General features: G+C 49.3%; 25 protein-coding genes, 1 rRNA gene and 1 riboswitch. Of the genes, 23 read left to right on the top strand and 3 right to left on the bottom strand.

What is annotated here, in order from left to right:
* A 5S ribosomal RNA gene (rrf, locus tag ACFRAM_RS27400) occupies window positions 1-91 on the top strand; the annotation flags it as partial.
* A gap of 239 nt (window positions 92-330) precedes the next feature.
* Window positions 331-744 carry a hypothetical protein gene (locus tag ACFRAM_RS27395; RefSeq protein ID WP_175370237.1) on the top strand — a complete coding sequence of 138 codons (414 nt, stop codon included), beginning with the start codon at window positions 331-333 and terminating at the stop codon, window positions 742-744.
* An 88-nt stretch (window positions 745-832) separates the two neighbouring features.
* On the opposite strand, the gene ACFRAM_RS27390 is transcribed toward ACFRAM_RS27395, so the two are convergent.
* Window positions 833-1,357: a hypothetical protein gene (locus ACFRAM_RS27390; protein ID WP_175370236.1), complete on the bottom strand. Its 525-nt coding sequence runs from the start codon at window positions 1,355-1,357 to the stop codon at window positions 833-835.
* 207 nt (window positions 1,358-1,564) lie between these two features.
* On the opposite strand from ACFRAM_RS27390, the gene ACFRAM_RS27385 reads away from it, so the two are divergent.
* The 10 genes from ACFRAM_RS27385 to rsmI all read left to right on the top strand — a co-directional run bounded on the left by ACFRAM_RS27385 (window position 1,565) and on the right by rsmI (window position 9,342).
* A complete protein-coding gene (locus ACFRAM_RS27385) occupies window positions 1,565-1,750 on the top strand; it encodes a sigma factor G inhibitor Gin (protein WP_066368015.1) in 186 nt (61 codons plus the stop codon).
* Window positions 1,751-1,962: 212 nt separating this feature from the next.
* Window positions 1,963-3,654 (top strand): aminotransferase class I/II-fold pyridoxal phosphate-dependent enzyme, encoded by a 1,692-nt coding sequence (locus tag ACFRAM_RS27380; protein ID WP_379470087.1) that lies wholly within the window; start codon window positions 1,963-1,965, stop codon window positions 3,652-3,654.
* On the top strand, window positions 3,655-4,296 hold the full coding sequence (tmk, locus tag ACFRAM_RS27375; RefSeq protein WP_175370234.1) for a dTMP kinase: 642 nt from the start codon (window positions 3,655-3,657) through the stop codon (window positions 4,294-4,296).
* Between the two features lie 77 nt (window positions 4,297-4,373).
* Window positions 4,374-4,703, top strand: coding sequence for a cyclic-di-AMP receptor (locus ACFRAM_RS27370; RefSeq protein ID WP_066368004.1), 330 nt, complete (start codon window positions 4,374-4,376; stop codon window positions 4,701-4,703).
* A gap of 95 nt (window positions 4,704-4,798) precedes the next feature.
* A complete protein-coding gene (locus ACFRAM_RS27365) occupies window positions 4,799-5,242 on the top strand; it encodes a YaaR family protein (RefSeq protein ID WP_175370233.1) in 444 nt (147 codons plus the stop codon).
* 20 nt (window positions 5,243-5,262) lie between these two features.
* Window positions 5,263-6,237, top strand: a complete 975-nt coding sequence (holB, locus tag ACFRAM_RS27360) for a DNA polymerase III subunit delta' (RefSeq protein ID WP_379470084.1) — start codon at window positions 5,263-5,265, stop codon at window positions 6,235-6,237.
* A gap of 138 nt (window positions 6,238-6,375) precedes the next feature.
* Window positions 6,376-7,176, top strand: coding sequence for a PSP1 domain-containing protein (locus ACFRAM_RS27355; RefSeq protein WP_066367989.1), 801 nt, complete (start codon window positions 6,376-6,378; stop codon window positions 7,174-7,176).
* Between the two features lie 30 nt (window positions 7,177-7,206).
* Window positions 7,207-7,572 carry a DNA replication initiation control protein YabA gene (yabA, locus tag ACFRAM_RS27350; protein WP_066367987.1) on the top strand — a complete coding sequence of 122 codons (366 nt, stop codon included), beginning with the start codon at window positions 7,207-7,209 and terminating at the stop codon, window positions 7,570-7,572.
* A 97-nt stretch (window positions 7,573-7,669) separates the two neighbouring features.
* Window positions 7,670-8,440, top strand: coding sequence for a tRNA1(Val) (adenine(37)-N6)-methyltransferase (locus tag ACFRAM_RS27345; RefSeq protein WP_175370231.1), 771 nt, complete (start codon window positions 7,670-7,672; stop codon window positions 8,438-8,440).
* Entirely contained in the window at window positions 8,437-9,342 is a 906-nt protein-coding gene (rsmI, locus tag ACFRAM_RS27340; protein ID WP_379470081.1) for a 16S rRNA (cytidine(1402)-2'-O)-methyltransferase, read from the top strand. The genes ACFRAM_RS27345 and rsmI overlap by 4 nt, the downstream gene beginning before the upstream one ends.
* 122 nt (window positions 9,343-9,464) lie before the next feature.
* Here the strand turns inward: rsmI and ACFRAM_RS27335 are convergent, their stop codons facing one another.
* Window positions 9,465-9,638 carry a hypothetical protein gene (locus tag ACFRAM_RS27335; RefSeq protein ID WP_379470079.1) on the bottom strand — a complete coding sequence of 58 codons (174 nt, stop codon included), beginning with the start codon at window positions 9,636-9,638 and terminating at the stop codon, window positions 9,465-9,467.
* A gap of 478 nt (window positions 9,639-10,116) precedes the next feature.
* Entirely contained in the window at window positions 10,117-10,371 is a 255-nt protein-coding gene (locus tag ACFRAM_RS27330) for an AbrB/MazE/SpoVT family DNA-binding domain-containing protein (RefSeq protein WP_042123095.1), read from the bottom strand.
* Between the two features lie 306 nt (window positions 10,372-10,677).
* On the opposite strand from ACFRAM_RS27330, the gene ACFRAM_RS27325 reads away from it, so the two are divergent.
* The 11 genes from ACFRAM_RS27325 to spoVG all read left to right on the top strand — a co-directional run bounded on the left by ACFRAM_RS27325 (window position 10,678) and on the right by spoVG (window position 20,637).
* A complete protein-coding gene (locus ACFRAM_RS27325) occupies window positions 10,678-11,961 on the top strand; it encodes an HD domain-containing protein (protein WP_379470077.1) in 1,284 nt (427 codons plus the stop codon).
* 54 nt (window positions 11,962-12,015) lie between these two features.
* The gene (locus ACFRAM_RS27320) at window positions 12,016-12,786 is read left to right on the top strand and encodes a TatD family hydrolase (protein WP_379470075.1); all 771 of its coding nucleotides are present in this window, start codon (window positions 12,016-12,018) and stop codon (window positions 12,784-12,786) included.
* 199 nt (window positions 12,787-12,985) lie between these two features.
* A riboswitch (cyclic di-AMP (ydaO/yuaA leader) is annotated at window positions 12,986-13,213 on the top strand.
* Window positions 13,214-13,496: 283 nt separating this feature from the next.
* Window positions 13,497-14,660, top strand: coding sequence for a resuscitation-promoting factor (locus tag ACFRAM_RS27315; RefSeq protein WP_379470073.1), 1,164 nt, complete (start codon window positions 13,497-13,499; stop codon window positions 14,658-14,660).
* 173 nt (window positions 14,661-14,833) lie between these two features.
* Window positions 14,834-15,385, top strand: a complete 552-nt coding sequence (rnmV, locus tag ACFRAM_RS27310) for a ribonuclease M5 (protein ID WP_175370226.1) — start codon at window positions 14,834-14,836, stop codon at window positions 15,383-15,385.
* Complete coding sequence (gene rsmA / locus ACFRAM_RS27305) at window positions 15,382-16,266, top strand: 16S rRNA (adenine(1518)-N(6)/adenine(1519)-N(6))-dimethyltransferase RsmA (protein WP_175370225.1); 885 nt, start codon at window positions 15,382-15,384, stop codon at window positions 16,264-16,266. The genes rnmV and rsmA overlap by 4 nt, the downstream gene beginning before the upstream one ends.
* Before the next feature lie 112 nt (window positions 16,267-16,378).
* Entirely contained in the window at window positions 16,379-17,278 is a 900-nt protein-coding gene (yabG, locus tag ACFRAM_RS27300) for a sporulation peptidase YabG (protein ID WP_379470070.1), read from the top strand.
* A 335-nt stretch (window positions 17,279-17,613) separates the two neighbouring features.
* Window positions 17,614-17,889, top strand: a complete 276-nt coding sequence (gene veg, locus ACFRAM_RS27295) for a biofilm formation stimulator Veg (RefSeq protein ID WP_066367960.1) — start codon at window positions 17,614-17,616, stop codon at window positions 17,887-17,889.
* Between the two features lie 123 nt (window positions 17,890-18,012).
* Window positions 18,013-18,192: a small, acid-soluble spore protein, alpha/beta type gene (locus tag ACFRAM_RS27290; RefSeq protein ID WP_066367955.1), complete on the top strand. Its 180-nt coding sequence runs from the start codon at window positions 18,013-18,015 to the stop codon at window positions 18,190-18,192.
* Window positions 18,193-18,350: 158 nt separating this feature from the next.
* Entirely contained in the window at window positions 18,351-19,205 is an 855-nt protein-coding gene (gene ispE, locus ACFRAM_RS27285; RefSeq protein WP_379470068.1) for a 4-(cytidine 5'-diphospho)-2-C-methyl-D-erythritol kinase, read from the top strand.
* A gap of 75 nt (window positions 19,206-19,280) precedes the next feature.
* On the top strand, window positions 19,281-20,105 hold the full coding sequence (purR, locus tag ACFRAM_RS27280; RefSeq protein ID WP_175370222.1) for a pur operon repressor: 825 nt from the start codon (window positions 19,281-19,283) through the stop codon (window positions 20,103-20,105).
* A gap of 244 nt (window positions 20,106-20,349) precedes the next feature.
* Window positions 20,350-20,637 (top strand): septation regulator SpoVG, encoded by a 288-nt coding sequence (gene spoVG, locus ACFRAM_RS27275; RefSeq protein WP_020425826.1) that lies wholly within the window; start codon window positions 20,350-20,352, stop codon window positions 20,635-20,637.
* The last annotated feature ends 244 nt before the right edge of the window (window positions 20,638-20,881 follow it).

Raw genomic sequence — 20,881 nt, 5'->3', positions numbered from 1 at the left:
ACGCGTACCCATCCCGAACACGACCGTTAAGCCCTCCAGCGCCGATGGTACTTGGACCGAAGGGTCCTGGGAGAGTAGGACGCCGCCAAGCACTAAAACCATTGTTGAGTGTTCAGCAATGGTTTTTTTGTTTTATATAAAAGTTGAAATGGAGGCTAAATTGTCTCCAATAGGATGACATTTTTGTTACCGACACTTTGGATGATACAAGTATAATAGAAAAGTGCAAATAGTAAGAATAGCCTTGATACGAATGAACTACTGTTAAATTCATAAACTGAATTTTCTTGTGTCTTTAGATGCATGGTAGAGGTAAGGAGGATTTAAGGTATGAAGCCAACCAAACCTTTCTGGATGCTACTTGTTTTTTGTATAGTTGGTATAATGCTGGTGGGCTGCGGAGCGAAGCAGCCTTCCTGGGATATATTTGAGGGTGCACTGAACGAAAAGAGTTTTCCGGTTCCGAAGGAAGCTAATTCTCCTGACCGGACAACCACAAATGTAGCAATGGACTATGTACGTTATTCTTTGCCTGGATTAAAGGAGAAGGATAGTATACCAGAGCCTTATTTGAATACCATCAAGGAATGGGGCTGGGTAGAGCAGGACGAAGAAGAGAAGACGGGCTCGCGAGTTTTTCAGAAGGACGGACTGACTGTGCATTTATCTGTTCATGATGATTACTTTATCGTGATGGTTCCGAAGGAAAAGAAGACCTCTGTTAAAAGTCTGGGAGGAAAATAGGTAAAGGCCATCCTTAATCGGATGGCCTTTATTTGATATGGTTTATTTTCGCGGAAGCCTGTGCAAAAGAAGCTATTACGTTAACTGGTTATTGCGAGTAATAGGAAGCATCCGCCGGGTTGAACTTGAGCATGCCTTCCTTGCTTTCCCGTCGTAGCCGGAGCAAGATATATAGTCGCGGCAGTAGCAGCCAAAGGTGACATACCACCAGCGAGGCTGTAAAGGCGGGCGGAGACCAGACAATAAAAAGTGCTGCGATGCAAAGGCCGATCCAAAAATTATGCAGCTGGACCTTCCGGAATATGCGATAGCTGATGTACTGATCCGGCATGTAGCCGAGCCACGGGAGCTTCAAGGAGATGCCCCATCTTTTAGCGATAGGGTGGCCCATAATGACCAGGACTGATCGTGAGATCACATATTGTATCCAAAAGACAACAGGTGCAGCGATAATCATGAAGAATATACTCCACCAAGAGAGGAATACCGTCTCTAGTACCAGACATACCATGGGAATTGTAATATAAATACTCAGAAGCGATTGGGTCAGGTTAATTTTTCGGATTAGTTTATATTGATAGAATGTAGCTGCACTTTTCGTGTTGGGTTCCATAAAAAAGGACGGACCTCCTCGTAAGTTCTCAATGTTTTTAATATCGGCTGATGAAGGCTTTTTCTTAACCGAACTCTGAAGAACCTTGAGGGCAGCAGCTGAATATAGATAAATTACAATCATATAGATATGAAAATACTATGAAAAGGTTTAAAATGATAGAAGGTGTATCATACTGTTCTTAAAAGAGTCAAGGTGGGATGCTAAATGGATCAGCAACCGGAACAAGCTTGTATCATTTGTGGACAGATGAAAGAGGAAGGTATTGTGATTGTCTCACATTTTATTTGCGAGGATTGTGAGGCTGAGATGGTGCGCACTGAGGCAGAGGATGCTAAATATCGCTTTTTTATCGGTCAGATGAAGAAAATCCAACTTCAAAAAAACGCTTGAGGCCACAATTGCAAGTGCAGGATTAGAAATAGAATTAAGGTTGGGCGGTGGATCGGTGTCGCGTTGGTTGCAGAATAAGTTGTATATACGGCTTCACCGTTCTTTTGACGGCGGAGCCGTTTTGTTGTGCTTCCATAAAGAGAAACTGCGGCATAGGCGTTTGCGCGTATTTGCGATACAATAGAGGTTAACCCTACCGGAAGGAATGGATAATGAATAAGGACAAGCGCAGTAGTGCGCCTATATATGAGATGTTAGAGCAATACAAAGCTCAGGGTAATACCTCTTATCATGTTCCTGGGCATAAGAATGGTAAAGCATATGAACACGAACCTAGGAATGCCGGGTTTTTGGGTGAGATTATGGAGTATGATGTAACTGAAATTACAGGGACGGATGATCTCCATCACCCAGAAGGTGTAATCAGGGAAGCGCAGGAGCTGGCGGCAGATTGCTTTGGAGCAGAGGAGAGTTTTTTTCTGGTGGGTGGCAGTACAGCCGGTAATCTGGCGTTGATCCTGACAGTATGTCCTGAACCTGGCATGATTTTGATTGTGCAGCGTAATGTGCACAAATCGGTTATTCACGGGTTAATGCTCGCAGGGGTGCGGGCAGTGTTCCTGGAGCCTGAGATTGACCCGCTGAGCGGACTTGCGGTGGCTCCGGCGGCGGAGACGGTGCAGGCTGCTCTTGCAGCGTATCCTAAAGCCGCCGGAGTGCTAGTAACCATGCCAAACTATTACGGCATGGGCAGCGATCTTGCGCCTCTAGTGCAGGCCTGCCACGATAGCGGAGTACCGCTATTGGTGGATGAAGCGCATGGCGCGCATTATGGGCAGCACCCGGCTTTGCCTGCCGGGGCGCTGATGTGTGGTGCGGACGGTGTCGTACAGTCCACGCACAAAATGCTGTCCGCGCTCACCATGGGCGCTATGCTGCACGTTCAGGGACCGCATATTGACCGGGCCCTGCTCCGGCAGCGGCTTGCCATGGTGCAGAGCTCCAGCCCATCGTACCCGTTGATGGGCTCGCTGGACCTGGCCCGGCGACTGCTGCACAGCCGGGGCCCCGAAGCCTTCACGGCGGGACTTGCCGCAGTGGACGTTCTGCGGCGCGGCCTCGCAGAGCTGCCGCGCTACAGGCTGCTGCAGCCGGCTGCGCCGCTGCAGCACACCGGCGGTGGCTATGCCACCACCGCCGGAAGTGACACGCCGCCGCTGCGCGGGGCGGCTTATACTACCCAGGACCCCTTCAAAGCCGTCCTCCATGACGGCGCCGGGGTCCTGGGCGGCTTCGAGCTGCAGCGGCGGCTCGAAGCTAAGGGCTGTGTGCCGGAGATGAGCGACGCCCGGCACGTAGTGCTGTTGTTCAGCCTCGGATCCTCGGCTGAGGACGCGCAGCGGCTCTTGCACGCGCTGCGGGAGATTGACGAAGAGGAGCGCGCGACAAGAGGAACACAGTGGGGGGCAGCCGATAAACCATATGTAAGCACAGAGAATGAATCGGCTGCTGTTTCTGCGGAGACTTCTTCTCTAATTCAGGAACATCATGTCATCCATAAACAAGATGGACAAGCAGAGTTGATCGCGAACGCCAATGTTTCCACGTGGAACATTTTCAACAGGGAATTATTTTCAGATCCTGTACCTTTTTCGCTCAAGCCGGTGGCATCCGGAGATATGAAGCCGATCAGGCTTGCGGACAGCGCTGGGGAAATAGCAGCTGAAATGGTTATTCCTTATCCTCCCGGCATACCGCTGCTTTATCCGGGGGAAAAGATCACAGAGTCTGTACTTCAAAGACTAATGGATTTGTCTAGAGGCGGTGCGAAATTTCAGGCGTGTGCGGATTCCGCATTGCAGCATATAATGGTATACAACAAGAAGAAAGGCGGAGAGGATTAAGTGGAACGACAAGGTTTCTTTATCACACTGGAAGGGGGGGAAGGGTCCGGAAAGACTACCATTATAGGGAGGCTGGCGGCTTACCTGCAGAATCGTTCTATCCCGTACCTGATTACCCGAGAACCCGGCGGAATTGAGATTGCCGAGAAGATCCGTTCCATTATTCTTGATCCGGCGCATACCGCAATGGACTCACGTACGGAAGCATTACTATATGCAGCAGCCCGCAGCCAGCATTTGGCGGAGGTTGTCGAGCCAGCTTTAGAGGAAGGGCTTACGGTACTGTGTGATCGCTTTGTCGACAGCAGTCTCGTGTACCAAGGATATGCCAGAGGTCTTGGTATGGAAGCGGTGTGGGAGATCAATCGTTTTGCTATCGGTAACCGTATGCCGGATTTAACCTTCTATCTCGACATTGAACCCGAGGTGGGTCTGTCACGAATCGCTGCCAACCAGGACAGGGAAGTGAACAGACTGGATCTGGAGAGCCTGGCTTTTCATGAGAAAGTCCGTGAGGGTTACAAGCTCGTGGTAAATAACAATCCGGACCGAATTGTCGTGCTGGATGCCGGACGTCCGCTTCATATGGTGGAGCAGGATATTGTACGAACACTGGAAGAGAGAGTATTAAAGGGTTTTTGATGAGTTTTGTCAAATATATAAGGATAGCTGCTCTGTATCCAGACAGCTCCATATTTCTTTAAGGAGGGAATGCGAAGATGAAGTTGATCGTAGCGATTATCCAGGATAAGGACAGTAACCGGTTGTCCAGTGAATTGGTCAAAGCTAATTTTCGTGCAACCAAGCTTGCCAGTACAGGAGGATTTCTGCGAGCGGGCAATACTACCTTCATGATTGGGGTGGAGGACGTTCAGGTCGAATCTGTACTGAGTGTCATCCGCAACAGTTGCAAGGTACGTGAGCAGCTAGTCACTCCAGTAACGCCGATGAGTGGTACGACAGATTCATATTTGCCGCTTCCTGTAGAGGTTCAAGTCGGCGGTGCGACCGTATTTGTACTTCCTGTTGACCGTTTTGAACATTATTAAAGCACTCCTACAGTACACATTATTCTTGAAATATCAGGAAGAGCATCTCAAGCTGTAGCCCTTCTGATATTATTAATAAAGGCGGTAGATGAACCTTGAAGATCAACCCGGGTTACAGACCTCTGAAGAGTGAGCTTTCCAACGCGGAGGGGCTGAACAAGCCAGTTCAGCAAAAAACGTTCTCCGATGTGTTCCAGCAGCAAGGAGAACAGAAGACGAAGGATGAGCTAAACCGGCAAATTCGGGAAATCCAGCTCCAAGGAGACCGTTTGTCCAAATCCATGACGGTTCGAGAACTGTCTATCTACCGGACGTTGATCAAACGGTTTTTAGAGGAAACGGCACGGCGCGGCGTAATTCTGAAAGAAACAAAGGGCTGGGATCGTCGTGGTCGCAGCAAACGCTACAAACTGCTGGAAGAGATTGATACTGCGCTGTTATCGATGGCAGATGATCTGCTTAGCAGTGAGCAAGGCCGTATAGATCTGTTGGGCAAGGTGGGAGAAATCCGAGGATTATTGTTAAACCTTGCTTTTTAAGAGTGATTTGGGAGGAATTTATGTCTTTTCATGATATATTGGGTCAGGAGGATGCCAAAAGGCTGCTTCAGAACGCACTGCGCAATGATACCGTGAGCCATGCCTATCTGTTCAGTGGGCCATCTGGCAGCGGACAGATGAGTACGGCGCTAACATTCGCCCAGGCCATATTTTGTACAGTGTCCGACGATGATGCTTGTGGGGAATGCCTGGAATGCCGAAAGGTAGAGCATGGCAATCACCCGGATCTGACGATCCTGCGGCCTGATGGAGCTAGCATCAAGATTGATCAGATTCGTGAACTGCAGCGAATGTTCTCATATCGGTCCGAAGGTGTTAATCCCAAGATCTACATTATAGATGAAGCGGACAAAATGACGGTGCAAGCCGGCAATAGTCTGCTGAAGTTTCTTGAGGAGCCTTCGGCACCGGCAGTGGGCATTCTGATCTCGGATAATAGCCGGGCGTTGCTGCCGACGATACAATCGCGAACTCAGCGTATCCCATTCAGTCCTGTACATCCGGATCTAATGCTGCAGGCGCTTGCTTCTGACGGAGTTCCGCTTCCCTTGGCCCGCTGCGCCGTATCCTTGACCTCTGGTCTTGAGGGCTGCAGGCAACTTTTGGAACAGAATTGGTTTGCAGAAATGAGAAATCTAGTGTTACAATTAGCAAAGGAGTCTTTGGGCAAAGGCAGCTCCGCGCTTGCAACTGCGGGGGTGAAGCTGTTCAAGACCGGGCTCGGTGAACATTTGGATACTCTATTCAGCATGTTCCATCTATGGTTCAAAGATATGCTCTACTTCCTGTACCGAAAGCACGAAAGTATCGTTTTCATAGATCAGTTAGACTTTATTTCCAGACATGCCCGTCAGCGGACTACGGAACAGTGGGTTGGATACATGGAGTTTGCTGCAGAGAGCAAAAGAAAGCTGCGCTCCAATGCCAATGCCCAGCTTTGTCTGGAGCAGTTCTTAATCCGTCTGGAAAGCTAAAGGATAATTATGAATATCCTCCATATGTCGCTTCAGCCTGGAAGTATTGGTGTAACCGATGAGGAAGGACAAGCATGCATTACCAGGGAGCGGACTTGCCCTTAGGTTCCTTTTACCGGCAAACAAGGGGGTTAATTTTTGTACAGCGTAGTAGGTGTCCGCTTCAAAAAAGCGGGTAAAATATATTACTTCGATCCGCTGGATTTTCCGATTGAACGGGATCAGTGCGTGATTGTTGAGACGGCACGTGGGGTGGAGTACGGTAAAGTCGTCATTGGCAAAAAAGAGGTGCAGGAGTCTGACGTTGTACTGCCTCTGAAGAAAGTCATGCGTATTGCCGGTGAAACCGACGCACGTGTGGTGGAAGAGAACAAGGGTGCGGCAAAAGATGCCTTTACCACCTGTTTAAATAAAATTCGTGATCATGGCCTTAAAATGAAGTTGGTGGATGTCGAATTCACGTTTGACCGCAACAAAATCATCTTCTATTTCACGGCTGAGGGACGTGTCGATTTCCGTGAATTGGTCAAGGATCTGGCTAGTATCTTCCGTACCCGGATCGAGCTTCGGCAGATTGGTGTGCGTGATGAAGCTAAAATGCTGGGTGGACTGGGTCCCTGCGGGCGGGTTCTCTGCTGTTCATCCTGGCTGGGCGATTTCGAGCCGGTATCTATCAAAATGGCCAAGGATCAGAACCTTTCGCTCAATCCGACCAAAATTTCCGGATTATGCGGACGGCTTATGTGTTGCTTGAAGTTTGAGCATGATAATTATGAAAGTGTGAAGGAAGAAATGCCGGCAGTCGGTAAGATGGTCATTACCTCTTTAGGGGAAGGCAAGGTTGTAGGCATTAATGCCGGAAACCGTACGATTCATGTGCAGCTGTTTGAAGTGGGCAAAGTGAAGGAACTTCCAATGGATGATGTTGTCGTCAAGTAAACCATATAAGGTTACTTTCGGGGTGGAAACTTGGAGAAGAAAAATATATTTGCACACATGCAGGATATGGAAGCGCAGATGGAAACGATGCGCGCCAATCTTGGCGAATGGAAACAGACGGTAAAAGAACTGATGGAAGCCAATCAAAGGCTCAGTCTCGAAAATGAACAACTTAGAAAAATATTAAAGAGGGAAGCACCCCTAGATCCTAACGTGGATTCGGCGGAAGCAGAAGCGCTTCTGGCGGCAAGCGAAGGAACAGAGGAGGTTGTCGGGGAAGGTTATGATAACCTGGCCCGTCTATACCATGAGGGCTTCCACATCTGTAATGTTTACTTTGGGCATTTGCGTACAGAGGGTGATTGTCTGTTCTGTCTTTCTTTTCTTAATAAATGAGGATATCCAGCCGTAGGGGATTTACGCCTACGGTTTTTTTGTAATATAGAAGAGATTTATGGTATTTCAATTTTTCAAGGGTAAGGAGAGCTACAAGATGAATTCGTTCAAAGATTCAGCCATTCCTCTGCTTCCGTCGGAGCGAGTGGATGATTTATTGACCCATGATTTGCATATTATACAAAGCGATGAGGTATTCAGCTTCTCGATGGATGCTGTGCTGCTGGCCCGATTCGCAGGTATTCCGCCGCGTGGAAGAGTGCTTGATCTCTGCACCGGTAATGGCGTTATTCCTATGCTCCTGACTACACGTACTAGTGCTTCTATAGAAGGAATCGAGATTCAACCTCGTCTTGCTGACATGGCCCGCCGCAGTGTGGCTATGAATGGTCTGGAGGAGCGGATTGTCATTCATGAAGGCGACTTGCGGGAGCTGCATACAGTGGCTGGCTATGGCGTATATGATGCAATCACCGTGAATCCGCCATACATGCCGCTGAACGGGAGTGATCTCAAAATGAACACGCACCAGGCGATGGCCCGTCATGAACTGGGCTGTACACTGGAGGAGGTCATTCAGGCCTGTGTCCGGCTTGTCCGTACTGGAGGTAAGGTGAGTATGGTACACAAGCCGCAGCGTCTTGCAGATATTATCAGCCTGATGCGGCAGTATAGACTGGAGCCGAAAAGTATCCGTTTTGTGCATCCGCGTGCACATCTTGAAGCGAATATGGTGCTGATCGAAGCAGCGCGTGACGGGAAGCCGGAGGTGCGTTTGCAGCCGCCGCTGATCGTTTATAATGAGAACAATGAATATTGTCCGGAGATCATGGACATCTATTTTGGAGCCGGAGAGGGTAGATCATGACAATATCTTGCCAGAGTAGTTTTCAAAACAGTAAAGATGGAGGGCGTCCAGAAGGGAGCGGTTCTCTTTATCTTGTAGCTACACCGATTGGCAACTTGGAGGATATGACTTATCGTGCTGTGCGCACCCTCCAGGAGTGCGATATTATCGCTGCTGAGGATACACGAAATACGCGAAAACTGCTGAGCCATTTTGAAATTACCCCATCCATGTTATTCAGCTATCACGAGCATAATAAGGCGGCAAGTGGGCCGGAGCTGATACGCTATATAATAGAAGGTAAAAATTTAGCGCTTGTGAGTGACGCTGGTCTGCCGGCCATTTCCGACCCTGGTTCTGACCTCGTTGCGCTTGCTATTAGTCATGGTATTCCGGTCATTCCAGTGCCGGGTGCTAACGCTGCATTGTCGGCGCTGATCGCTTCCGGCTTGCCGACGACAACTTTCACTTTTGCCGGTTTCCTGCCCCGGGAGCGAAAAGACATTCGTGCTGTCTTATCCCCTCTGCGTTCTGCCCAGGGAACACTGTTGTTTTATGAGTCTCCGCATCGGGTACTTAAGACCTTGGAGCATTTGCTGGAGGCGTTCGGCAACCGCCGTATCGTTCTGGCCCGGGAGCTGACCAAGCGGTACGAGGAATTTCTGCGCGGAACGATTGAAGAGTGCAGCGCCTGGCTAGCTGAGCATCCTCCGCTTGGGGAATATGTCATTGTCGTTGAGGGCGAGAGTAAAGAAGAGGCAGCTGCTGCCGAGTCCGCTTGGTGGCGTGAGCTGAGCATTGAAGAACACGTAGCCCACTACGAGGCCAACGACATCCCCCGTAAAGAAGCTATGAAAAAAGCGGCTTCCGACCGCGGCGTCGCCAAACGGGATATTTATAATGCGCTGCTGGAGCGGGAATAGCAGTCTAGAAGATTCGTTCATTAAAATGGATTTAAGTGTATAAATTGGATGAGTTATATGATGTTAGATAATGCTGAGGGAATATTGGGAAAACATTAAGCGGTTATTTTGGAGAGGTAATGCTAAACGCCGATGCCAGCGATTCCCGCAGGGAGAGCAGCCGTAGTCCGCACGACGTAACTCATTCGCCGAATCAGCTGTACGCCTATAGCCGAGGTAAGCCGATTCCCGGAGGGAGAGCGATCAAGCCCCGTCGTCAGTAGCTTATTCGGGGTTAGAAGTCCCATCGGTTCCAACGTAAGGCAATTCCCAAAGGGAGAGCGATGCCCCCCCCCGCCATCTGTAGCAAGCTGGGGTTAGACGTATCACCCGGCGCTAACGTAAGGCAATTCCCGAAGGGAGAGCCGCTACAGTCCACACGCCGTAACTCATCGAACCGCACTAAAAGTACGGATCACCGTCGACGCAAGGCGATTCCCAAAGGGAGAGCCGCCGCAGTCCGTTCGTAGTAACTCACCCATCCGCGCCGCATGACGAGGCCCGCAGGGCCGGGCCTACCACTACCGCCTGCTTCCGTCCGCGATTGCCGCACTGTCCGCGGGTGTGCCCTTCCGGGTGTCCAGAGGGCTGGCAGCCCTTTGGGGCCCTCCCTACAGGGAGGGTTTGGGAGGGTGCACCCACAAAAAAAGTGCCCCCCGCATAAACGGAGGGCCAAGGAGATATAAAAAGGTTAGAATTAACAATTTGATTTATTCTTATTATATACTATTTGTTTTAGTTTGTCACAGGGGTAGGGATAGTAGAAATGCATTCATGACAAACAATTTTTCCTTTGAAATAAGTTACATTCTCGGCATTGCCACAGAAGATGCAGGCAGGCTCATATTTCTTAAGCATGATCCGCTCACCGTCCACGTAAATTTCGAGCGCATCCTTTTCACCAATGCCAAGCGTACGGCGCAATTCAATTGGAATAACAACCCGTCCCAGTTCGTCTACTTTTCTTACAATTCCTGTTGATTTCATCATAGCCATCGTTGCCCCTTTCAAATATCAAAAGCGTCATTATTCGACATTCTTCACTGTTTTATGATATCCATAATACCAACGATTCCCAAAACAGTCAACCTTTTTTCTAACGAATTTTAGGGTAATTTTATGGAAATGTACAGTGCTGTTAGGTTTGAAGCAAAACCACCCAAAAATTACATAAATAAATTTTGTCGATTCAACCACTCATTTTGTGTCATAATTCGACAAAGTGCGACATTATTACCCATTATATACCGTCAAGAGCGAAATGACTAATTAAAATTAGATGAAGGAGTTGATCTCATGAAGAAGCCGCTCACAGAAGAGAAGGTTTTCAAAGATCCGGTTCACAATTACATTCACGTGCAGGATGTAATCATCTGGCGTTTGATTAATACTAAGGAATTCCAACGCTTGCGCCGGATTCGGCAACTAGGTACCTCTTATCTGACTTTCCATGGTGCAGAACACAGCCGATTCTCGCATTCTCTTGGTGTCTATGAAATTACACGTCGAATTATTTCCCAGTTTGAACGAAGTGGATATAAAGGATGGATTCCGGAAGAACGATTGCTCACGCTCTGTGCAGCGCTGCTTCATGATTTGGGGCATGGACCGTTCTCCCATTCTATAGAAGAAGCTTTTGAAATGAACCATGAGGACTGGACGTGCCGGATCATTCTGGAGAACACAGAAATCACCAATATTCTAAGGGATGTAGAGGAAGATTTCCCTCAGAAAGTCGCTTCAGTTATCGCAAAAACCTATGAGCACGCAATTGTTGTCAATTTGGTGTCTAGTCCCCTCGATGCTGACCGGATGGATTATCTTCTGCGGGATGCTTATTACACTGGTGTGAATTACGGTACGATTGATATCGATCGAATTCTGCGGGTGCTCCGTCCCTATAATGGAAGAGTTGTAGTTAAGGAATCAGGAATGCATGCGATAGAGGACTATCTGATGTCGCGGTATCAAATGTACTGGCAGGTATATTTTCATCCGGTAACCCGGAGTTCTGAAATTATTTTAAGACAGATTTTCCGCCGGGCCAAAGAGCTGTACTTAGAGGGGTATAATTTTAAATTTATGATTCATCCACTAGGTGACTTGCTTCAGGGGGAAGTGACAGTGCAGCAGTATTTGCTGCTAGATGAAGCGTTAGTTCAAACGGCCTTCATGCAATGGACACTGGAGGAGGATGGACTGCTAAGCGACTTGTGCAGCCGGTTTATTCATCGTAAACTGTATAAATATGTGGAGACGGAGAGTCTCAATCCGGAGACGATTGACGAAATCCGCCGCAGTTTTGCGGGAGCCGGGCTGGACCCGGAATATGATCTGGAAATTGATTTTCCGTCAGACCTTCCGTATGATGTGTTTCGTCCAGGAGAGGGTTTTGACAGCAATCAAATATTGCTGCTTGACCGGAAGGATCGGCTCCGTGAAATCTCGGAGGTTTCAGATATTGTACGTTCCATCAGCGGCATTCACCGTGGAAGATATCACCTATATTTTCCTCAAGATAAGCTGAATAAGGCGCTTTCACAACTGCCTGACTCTGTTGCTGAAATATTCGCAAAATAAAGATTAAATAGTTATTTTTGAACATAGAGACCAAGACCGGGAGGACAACAGTACATGTACTTATTCGACACACATACCCATCTGGATGCTCCGCAATTCGACGAGGACCGCGAACAGGTCATTGCTCGTGCGGTAGAGGCCGGTGTCAGCAAAATGATTAATATCGGATTCAATCGGGAGACGATCCCAACCACGATGCAGCTCGCAGAAAAGTATGATTATATTTATGCAGCAGTGGGGTGGCATCCACAGGATGCGATTGACATGAAGGAGGGGGACCTTGATTGGATTGCCTCGCTATGCAGCCACAAAAAGGTCGTCGCCATTGGTGAGATCGGACTCGATTATTACTGGGATACCTCACCGAAGGACGTGCAGCACGAGGTCTTCCGCAAGCAGATCGGACTAGCCCGCGAGCTGAAAATGCCAATCTGTATTCATAATCGGGATGCCCATGAGGATGTAGTGCGAATTCTTCGCGAGGAGAAGGCTAACGAGGTTGGCGGTGTAATGCATTCCTTCTCGGGTAGCTGGGAAACAGCGAAAATGTGCCTGGATTTGGGATTCCACTTATCCTTCGGAGGACCGATAACGTTCAAGAATGCAAGGGTTCCCAAAGAGGTGCTGGCGCAGACGCCGCTGGACCGTTTATTGATCGAAACAGACTCCCCGTATCTGACGCCACACCCCTTCCGTGGGAAGCGAAATGAGAGCGCTCATGTCAAGTTGGTGGCAGAAGCTGCGGCAGAAATTAAAGGGATAACTTGGGAGGAATTGGCTGAAATTACGTATGCGAACGCACTGGAACGATTTGGCATTGAGTGAAATCGGGAGGAAACACGGTGAAAAATAGAGTATAGCCGATGTATTAAACTTTTTTAACAAAAAAACAGCCGAATATTACAATATTTTAACCATATATTTGCGTAAACGTGGTTGAATCGTCCTTTACAACATGCATCAAAACAGGATATCATCTTTTCAGTGCAGTGAGCTGTTGTTACAGTGACAGCCCACGCTATCATGGATCGTCTCGCTGAGTCTCCGTATGGAGAACGGGGGAACCAATATTGTTTGCCGTATACAGAGCACATCAAGTACAGCTTAGAATGCCGCAGACAGTAGTTGATTTCTTCACGTGGTCTTTGGGGTGAATTTTAGGGCAACCGCCGTGAGCGGGTGACCCGAGATAGGGCGTCTCTCTTTCGTCCGAACCCGACAGCTAACCCCGTAAGCGAAAGTAAGAGAGGAAACCTCGTGCATGAGCCGCGTATTCTGACATCGGAGAAGCCACGAAAGAGTCCTCATAGAACTCTTTTAGGCTTCTTTTATTTTGAATATTGCGCATGTACCCTGCATACTGTTATATAACAGATGTGGGGGGAGCACTATGCCGGGCAGGCGATCCATGAGCAGGAGACGCAAAGGTATTGCAAATAGCGTGTCCTGTGACAATCTCGAATAGTTTCGTCCGAATGATAACAGTCATCTTGGTATACAGCTGACGACGGGGCTATGTAAGGAGGATGGAGAGAATGGGCGTATTCCAACCAGAAGTATCCCATGATTCGCAATCATCCAGCAGGTCTTACGCTTTACGGTGGGAACAAGTGAACTTTCGCGTACTTTCACTTGCCGGCGTGTTATCGATTTTGATCACGCTGATCATTCTGCTGTACGTGCACGGTCAAAGCAGCAAGCAGATCACTTTAGTAATTGACGGGAAAACGCAGTCTCTGGAAACGCGTGAAGCGATTCTCAGTGATGCACTAGCAAAAGAGCAAATTTCGCTGCAGCCGCATGATCAACTATCTATAGGCCTTAGTGATGAAATAAAAGACGGCGACCGTGTCGTGATTAACCGTGCGCAGCCATTCAGTCTTACTGCGGATGGTGCAAAAAAGATTTTTTATACGACCGAGAAAACAATCGGTCAGGCCATCAAGAAGCTGGGTATTGCCCTCGAAGGCCATGATAAGATTTTCCCTTCGCTAGATACCACTATCTCTGCCAATATGGATATCAAGATTGTCCGCATTAACAAACAAACTGTACAACGGACAACGAACTTGCCATATCGAGTCATCAAGACGGCAGACCCCTCCCTTACCAAGGGAACAGTTAGAGTGGCACAGGCGGGCGCACCAGGCGTCATGATCCAGCACATCGAAAAGATTTATCAAGACGGTGAACTGGCTTCCATGCGTATGGTTGGGAAAGAAGTTCAGACGGTGACCAAAGACAAGATTATCGCCGTTGGCACAAAGCCTCTCCCTAAACCTGTTACAGTGGCCCAAACAACAACTTCCAAAACAGCTAATGCTACCATTTCAACAAAAACCAGTGCCAAGAGCAGCAATGTCGCCACTAAATCGGGCGTCAATTTTGAATACAAGAAATTAATCAAGAACGTCTCGATGACTGCTTATTCTTCAGAAGAACCGGGCATTGGAACTCGTACCGCCTCCGGCACACGCGTAACGGAAGGACGTACGATTGCAGTGGACCCTAATGTAATTCCTATCGGTTGGTGGGTATATATCGAAGGCCTTGGCTTCCGCCGTGCAGAAGATACTGGTGGTGCTATCAAAGGCAATAAGGTGGATGTCTACTACGATTCGTTGAACCATGCACGTAACTTCGGACGCAAGTCGCGTACGGTGTATGTGATTGGACCTGTAAAACCGGAGCTTAACTAAGTCCTGGCTTTTGCAAAATTAGGTTGAATCAGCTATAGTGAGGGTAGCAGTTAAGAATAACATGTGCTCATGAAATGATCGCAGAGCTACCGCTCATCACTTATACATTCTTTAGCCAAAAAGAAGGGGAGCGAATCCTCTTCTTTTTGCGTTTACGAGAAGGAGTCAACACTATGATCAAGGAAGTGATCGTTGTCGAAGGCAAGAGCGACACGATAGCCATCAAGCGGGCGGTACAGGCTGATACCATTGAGACTGGCGGCTCCGCGGTGGACAAGAAGGTGATTGCCAAAATCGCGCTCGCCATGGAGCGGCGGGGGGTAATCATTCTAACCGATCCGGACCATGCAGGAGAGCGTATCCGTAAGATCGTTTCAAGCAAGGTGCCAGGCTGCAAGCATGCCTTCATCCCCGAGAAGGATGCGACCCGCAAGGGTGACATTGGCGTGGAGAATGCTACACCTGAGGCGATTCGCCACGCGCTGGCACATGTACATACGTCCTTTGAGGGCGCACCGGCCCTGATCGGGCTGGATGACCTGATGGCGGCAGGTATGCTCGTGCATCCCCGGGCCGCAGAGCGGCGGATGGCACTTGGCAATCTGCTTGGTATTGGGTACTGCAATGGCAAGCAGCTCTTCAAGCGGCTTGCAATGTTTGGTATTACGCGGGAGGAGTTTGCCGGAGCCCTCGCCCAAATTGAACAGGGAGGCATAACTTCATGACTGACAAAGAGAGCGTTTCAACCCCTAAACGGACAAAGGAAATCATTCAACGGTACGGATTCTCATTCAAAAAAAGTTTGGGCCAGAACTTTCTGATTGACCAGAATATTCTCGACAAAATTGTAAATGCTGCTGAACTGGACGATACTGCAGGTGCTTTGGAGATCGGTCCTGGAATCGGGGCGCTGACAGAGCGCCTGGCACAAACGGCGGGTGCAGTAACGGCGGTCGAAATCGACAGACGGCTGATCCCGATTTTGAAGGATGTACTGTCACCATATCCCCATGTAAAGGTTCGTAATGATGATGTCCTGAAGGTGGACTTACAGCAACTGTTCAAGGAGGACTTTGCCTCCGTAGATCGAGTAAGCGTAGTTGCTAACTTGCCCTACTACGTTACGACGCCGATCCTTATGAAGCTGCTAGAAGAGAAGCTGCCGCTTGATAATATCGTTGTTATGATCCAGAAGGAGGTTGCCGAACGGATGGCAGCATCTCCAGGTGGCAAAGAGTATGGCAGTCTGAGTATCGCCGTGCAGTATTACAGTGAGCCTGAGTTGGTCTGCATTGTGCCGCATACCGTATTCATCCCGCAGCCAAATGTGGAGTCGGCAGTGATCCGACTCAAGGTACGTGAGCGTCCGCCTGTAGAGGTTGCCGATGAGAAGCACTTCTTCGATGTGGTACAGGCCTCCTTTACCCAGCGGCGCAAGACGATCGCTAATAACCTCAAGGCCCGTTTCTTCCCGGGAGAGGGACGCGAGCGCCTGGAGGCGCTGCTAAGCGAAGCAGGAATCGAGCCAACAAGACGCGGAGAGACACTTAGCTTGGAGGAATACGCCCGGCTAAGCGGAGTTCTTTTGGCTGCAGGAGTCGTCTGAGTTAAGCAGAAACAGCTCCCATCCTTAACTGGGGCCAGATATTTTAAAATCACGCTGGAATACGAACCAACCGCGGCCTTTGCCCATACGATGGGGTAAAGGTGGTGTTTTGATGAATTCAGGAGACTTGGTCGTTCGCAAATCTTATGGCGGTGACGTGACTTTTCGAGTAGAGCGCATCGTACAGACCGGAGCCGTTATCAAGGGGACAGAATTCCGTCTGCTGGCGGATTCCCCCCTGGACGACTTGGTACAGGTGCCTCCTACCCGGATCACAGAGCTGGGGCAGCGAGCGCAGATAAAGGCAAAGGAATCGTTAACACAGCTGCACAAGGACCGTCAGGACCAGACACAGCGCAGCGGTAACAGTACGGGCGGGCTGTGGAATCAATCCTCTGCAGAAGCGGCTTATTTTGAAGTACCAGGCAAAGTGCTGCATTTGGACGGGGATGCGTCCTATTTGAATAAAAGCCTTAGCTTGTATGAGCAATTGCGGATTCCTGCGGAGGGTCATCATGTTCATGAGTCTTCCATGGCGGATACGCTACACCGGCTACTGCCCCGTGTCCGTCCGGATATTGTGGTGATTACCGGTCATGACGGGGTGTTAAGGCAGCAGCATACTTATGATCTCTACAGCCTGAACAGCTACAAAAATTCGCAGAATTTTGTGTCCGCGGTTCGGGTCGCGCGGGAGTATGAACGGAATTTTGACTCGCTCACCATCATTGCGGGTGCTTGCCAATCGCATTTTGAGGCACTGCTGGGCGCAGGCGCTAACTTTGCCAGCTCGCCGGGACGGATTCTGATTCACGCGCTGGACCCTGTCTATGTGGCCGCCAAAGCGTCATTTACCTCCGTCCGGGATACGGTTAACCTGAACGATGTGCTTAGCAATACAATCAGCGGCAATCAGGGTGTGGGAGGCATTGAGACACGCGGCAGCTTCCGGGTGGGGATGCCACGCTTGCAGAACCTCTCTGCGCTGAAGGTTACCCCTTCAGTCGTTTAACACGGGTTTACGCGTCTTAGAGGAAGAGAGAGCCGTCTCGCGGCTATATAATTTATCAGAGCCGGGCTTCCGCCCGGTTCTTTCTTTTTCTTTTAAAAAAGGGTCTTTCGCTCATAATCTGGCGGGAACAGGACACACTCCTCATAAGGACAATTCAAGATCAGTCGATCCAGGCGAATAACTATTACTGATAACAAGGTAATTATTACAGCCAATCTTTCCTCCGAAAAAAATCCATTGACATCCTTTTTGGCATAATTTATAATTATTTATTTACTTTGACAAGGTCTGTAAAATGATGTATAATGGACAAGGAAAGAGGTGGTCGTCAGGCAATGGCTAATAACGCGCTGTTGGAAATCAAACGCAGTCTCGAAGCTCACGTCGGTCATAAGATTACGCTACGTGCAAATGGTGGTCGCCGTAAAACCGTCGAACGCACCGGTGTCCTGGAAGAAACGTACCCTTCTGTTTTTATTGTCAAACTAGATCAGGAGCAGCAAACGTTCAAACGAGTCTCCTACAGCTATGCCGATATACTTACCGAATCTGTGGAAATCACAGTGTGTGAAGATGACGGGCAGATGCGGATCATGTATATTAAATCTTAACGATTCATGGGCAGCCTCCTTTTGGGGGCTGTTTTTTGTTGGATGAATGATCTCTTCCCCTGGCAAGCATACTAGTAAGGCAAGTTGCTCATCATCAAATACGCATTAAGGGAGGAACCTTAAGTGAGCCGAAGAAGACGTAGCACGATGTCGGAGGAACTGAAGACCGAGCTGGCCAAAGAACTGGGGTTCTATGATACTGTGGAGCGCGAAGGCTGGGGCGGAATCAGAGCGAAGGATGCCGGGAATATGGTCAAGCGGGCCATTCAGCTCGCTGAGCAGGCTGCACGCAGATCGGATTGAGGCTTGGGGTGTATGAACCTGAAGAGGGCGCTGCCACAATGGGGCGTCTTTTGTGCTGTCTTGGGGCCCATTACATTTGAAGAATGGACTTCGATACCAGTTTCTCATATAATATGTTAAGTTGTTTTTAGGGGAAAAGCTGAAGGTGGGTGAACGCCTTGAAAATGTACGAAAAAGCGCCGGCCAAAATCAATTTGATGCTGGACGTATTGAATAAGCGCGCTGACGGTTTTCATGAGGTGGAAATGATAATGACGATGGTGGATCTGGCAGACCGTTTGGAGCTATCAGAGACGCCGAGGGATTCGATTATAATATCCAGCCAGGCGGGATACATCCCCCTGGATGAGAAGAATTTGGCCTTTCAGGCAGCAAGGCTGATTAAAGACCGCTACAATGTGCGGAGCGGCGTACATATCCATCTGGATAAAAGAATTCCAGTCGCTGCCGGGCTCGCCGGCGGCAGCAGTGATGCCGCAGCTACGCTGCGCGGCCTTAACCGGCTCTGGCGCCTCGGGATCCCCGCGCAGGAGCTGCAAGAGCTCGGCGCCGAGCTGGGCTCGGACGTGCCTTTCTGCGTGACGGGCGGCACTGCCCTTGCGACGGGCCGTGGGGAGCAGCTGACGCCGATTGCAAGTCCCCCGCAGTGCTGGGTGGTGCTGGCGAAGCCGCCGATCAATGTATCGACGGCTGAGGTGTACGGCCGCGTGCGTGCCGGGAATATCGCCGTACATCCGTCCGCTAGCGAAATGCGCGCGGCGATTGAGGCTGGCGATTTTCACGGTGTGTGCAGCAAGCTAGGCAACGTCCTGGAGGACGTGACACTGAAGCTGCACCCGGAGGTGCAGCAGCTCAAGGATGCAATGATCAAGCTGGGAGCCGACGGTGTGCTGATGTCTGGCAGCGGGCCAACCGTATTCGGACTGGTGTCCAAACAATCTAAAGTAGCGCGGATCTATAATGGACTGCGCGGATTTTGTAAGGAAGTATATGCAGTACGGTCGCTGACATAGCAGGCTTCTCTTGTATAAACCCGTACAAAAGTGATATATTTTTCTATAATATTCGGTTTTGGCGAGGAGTATTCTGTGAAGAAACTAAAACGAAGTCAGCGTTTGGTTGACATGACCCAATTTTTGCTGGAGAAGCCGCATGATTTGCTGCCGCTGTCCATTTTTGCGGAGCGTTACGGTGCGGCGAAGTCATCCGTAAGTGAAGATCTGGCTATTATAAAAGAGGTATTTGAAGGTGAAGGCATGGGCGAGCTTCAGACCCTGGCTGGTGCAGCAGGCGGAGTGCGCTATATTCCGATGATTCCGAAGGAAATGGCGCTAGAGTTTGCCAAGCGTCTGTGCGAGCAGCTCGAGCATAGTGATCGCATTCTTCCGGGCGGATATTTGTATATGTCTGATCTGCTCGGGCTTCCTTCCTTGATGGAGCAGGCTGGCAAGATCATTGCCACTGCCTACAGCAATCAGGACATCGACGTGGTTATGACGGTAGAGACCAAGGGAATTCCCCTGGCTTATGCCACGGCAGCGCAACTGGGATTGCCTGTGGTAATTGTGCGCCGTGACCATCAGGTGACGGAAGGCTCGGCGGTGAGCATTAATTATGTGTCCGGATCGCATAAGAGCATTCATACGATGTCACTGTCCAGACGGGCCCTGAAGGAGAAATCCAGGGTACTGATCGTGGACGACTTCATGAAAGCAGGCGGAACCATTCGCGGAATGGTGGATTTGCTCGGTGAGTTTAATGCCGAAGTGGCTGGTGTTGGTGTGCTGGTGGAGTCTGGCGCGGTAGAATCAGAAGAGAGGCTGCTGCACGAGTATGTGTCGCTTGTGAAGCTAAGCGAAGTGGACGCCAAGGAACGGAAAATTTCCGCACATCCGGGGAATTACTTTTTTTAACGGAAATGTGAATTGAGATACGCGGGCCGGCTGGAATGCCGGGTTCGCGTATTTTTCAAATACGGAGTAATTTGTCGAAATTATGAGGAATAAACCGTAAACCGCCCGAAACGTGTCGAAAACAATGGATGTTCAAAAATAATCTTCTTAAACAGTCATTTTTTGGTATGGAAAAGAAGGATTTAGCATTGTTGTGTGGAATTATACACCAAGTCTCTGATGGAAAAAGGTGGTGAACACACACATGCAAATTACGGATGTCAGACTCCGCCGGGTTAACTCTGAGGGGAGAATGAAAGCAATTGCATCCATTACCATCGACAACGAGTTTGTTGTTCATGACATTCGCGTCATCGACGGGAACAATGGGATGTTCGTTGCTATGCCGAGCAAGCGTACACCGGATGGAGAATTCCGCGATATCGCACACCCGATCTCTTCGGGCACACGCGAGAAGATTCAATCTGCGGTTCTGGCCGAGTACGATCGCGCCGCTACAGAAGAAGAAGAAGTCATCGAAGAGGGAGCCTAGGATGCGCTTTCTACTCGCTGACAGCTGCCTTTCGGGGCGGTGCCAGGCCATGCCGTTATTTATAATATCAGAAAGTATGAGCATCCCTTTGAAGTGACTTCCTGATATTGCAAAATGGGCCGCCTTTACTGATGGTTTTCTATACGTCATTTAAGGTCCAGCATGAACGGTCTTTCTCATTGGGGTTCGGAGAAAAGGGAACCATGCCTACATGGTTCTCTTTTCTTTTTGCCCGGAATGAGAT

Origin of the sequence: Paenibacillus sp. NPDC056722 (genome assembly GCF_042790635.1) — a bacterium.
GTDB classification, from domain to species: Bacteria; Bacillota; Bacilli; order Paenibacillales; family Paenibacillaceae; genus Paenibacillus_AQ; species Paenibacillus_AQ agri.
Note: the sequence above shows the minus strand (reverse complement) of the source record. Positions and strands in the feature narration are given on the sequence as shown.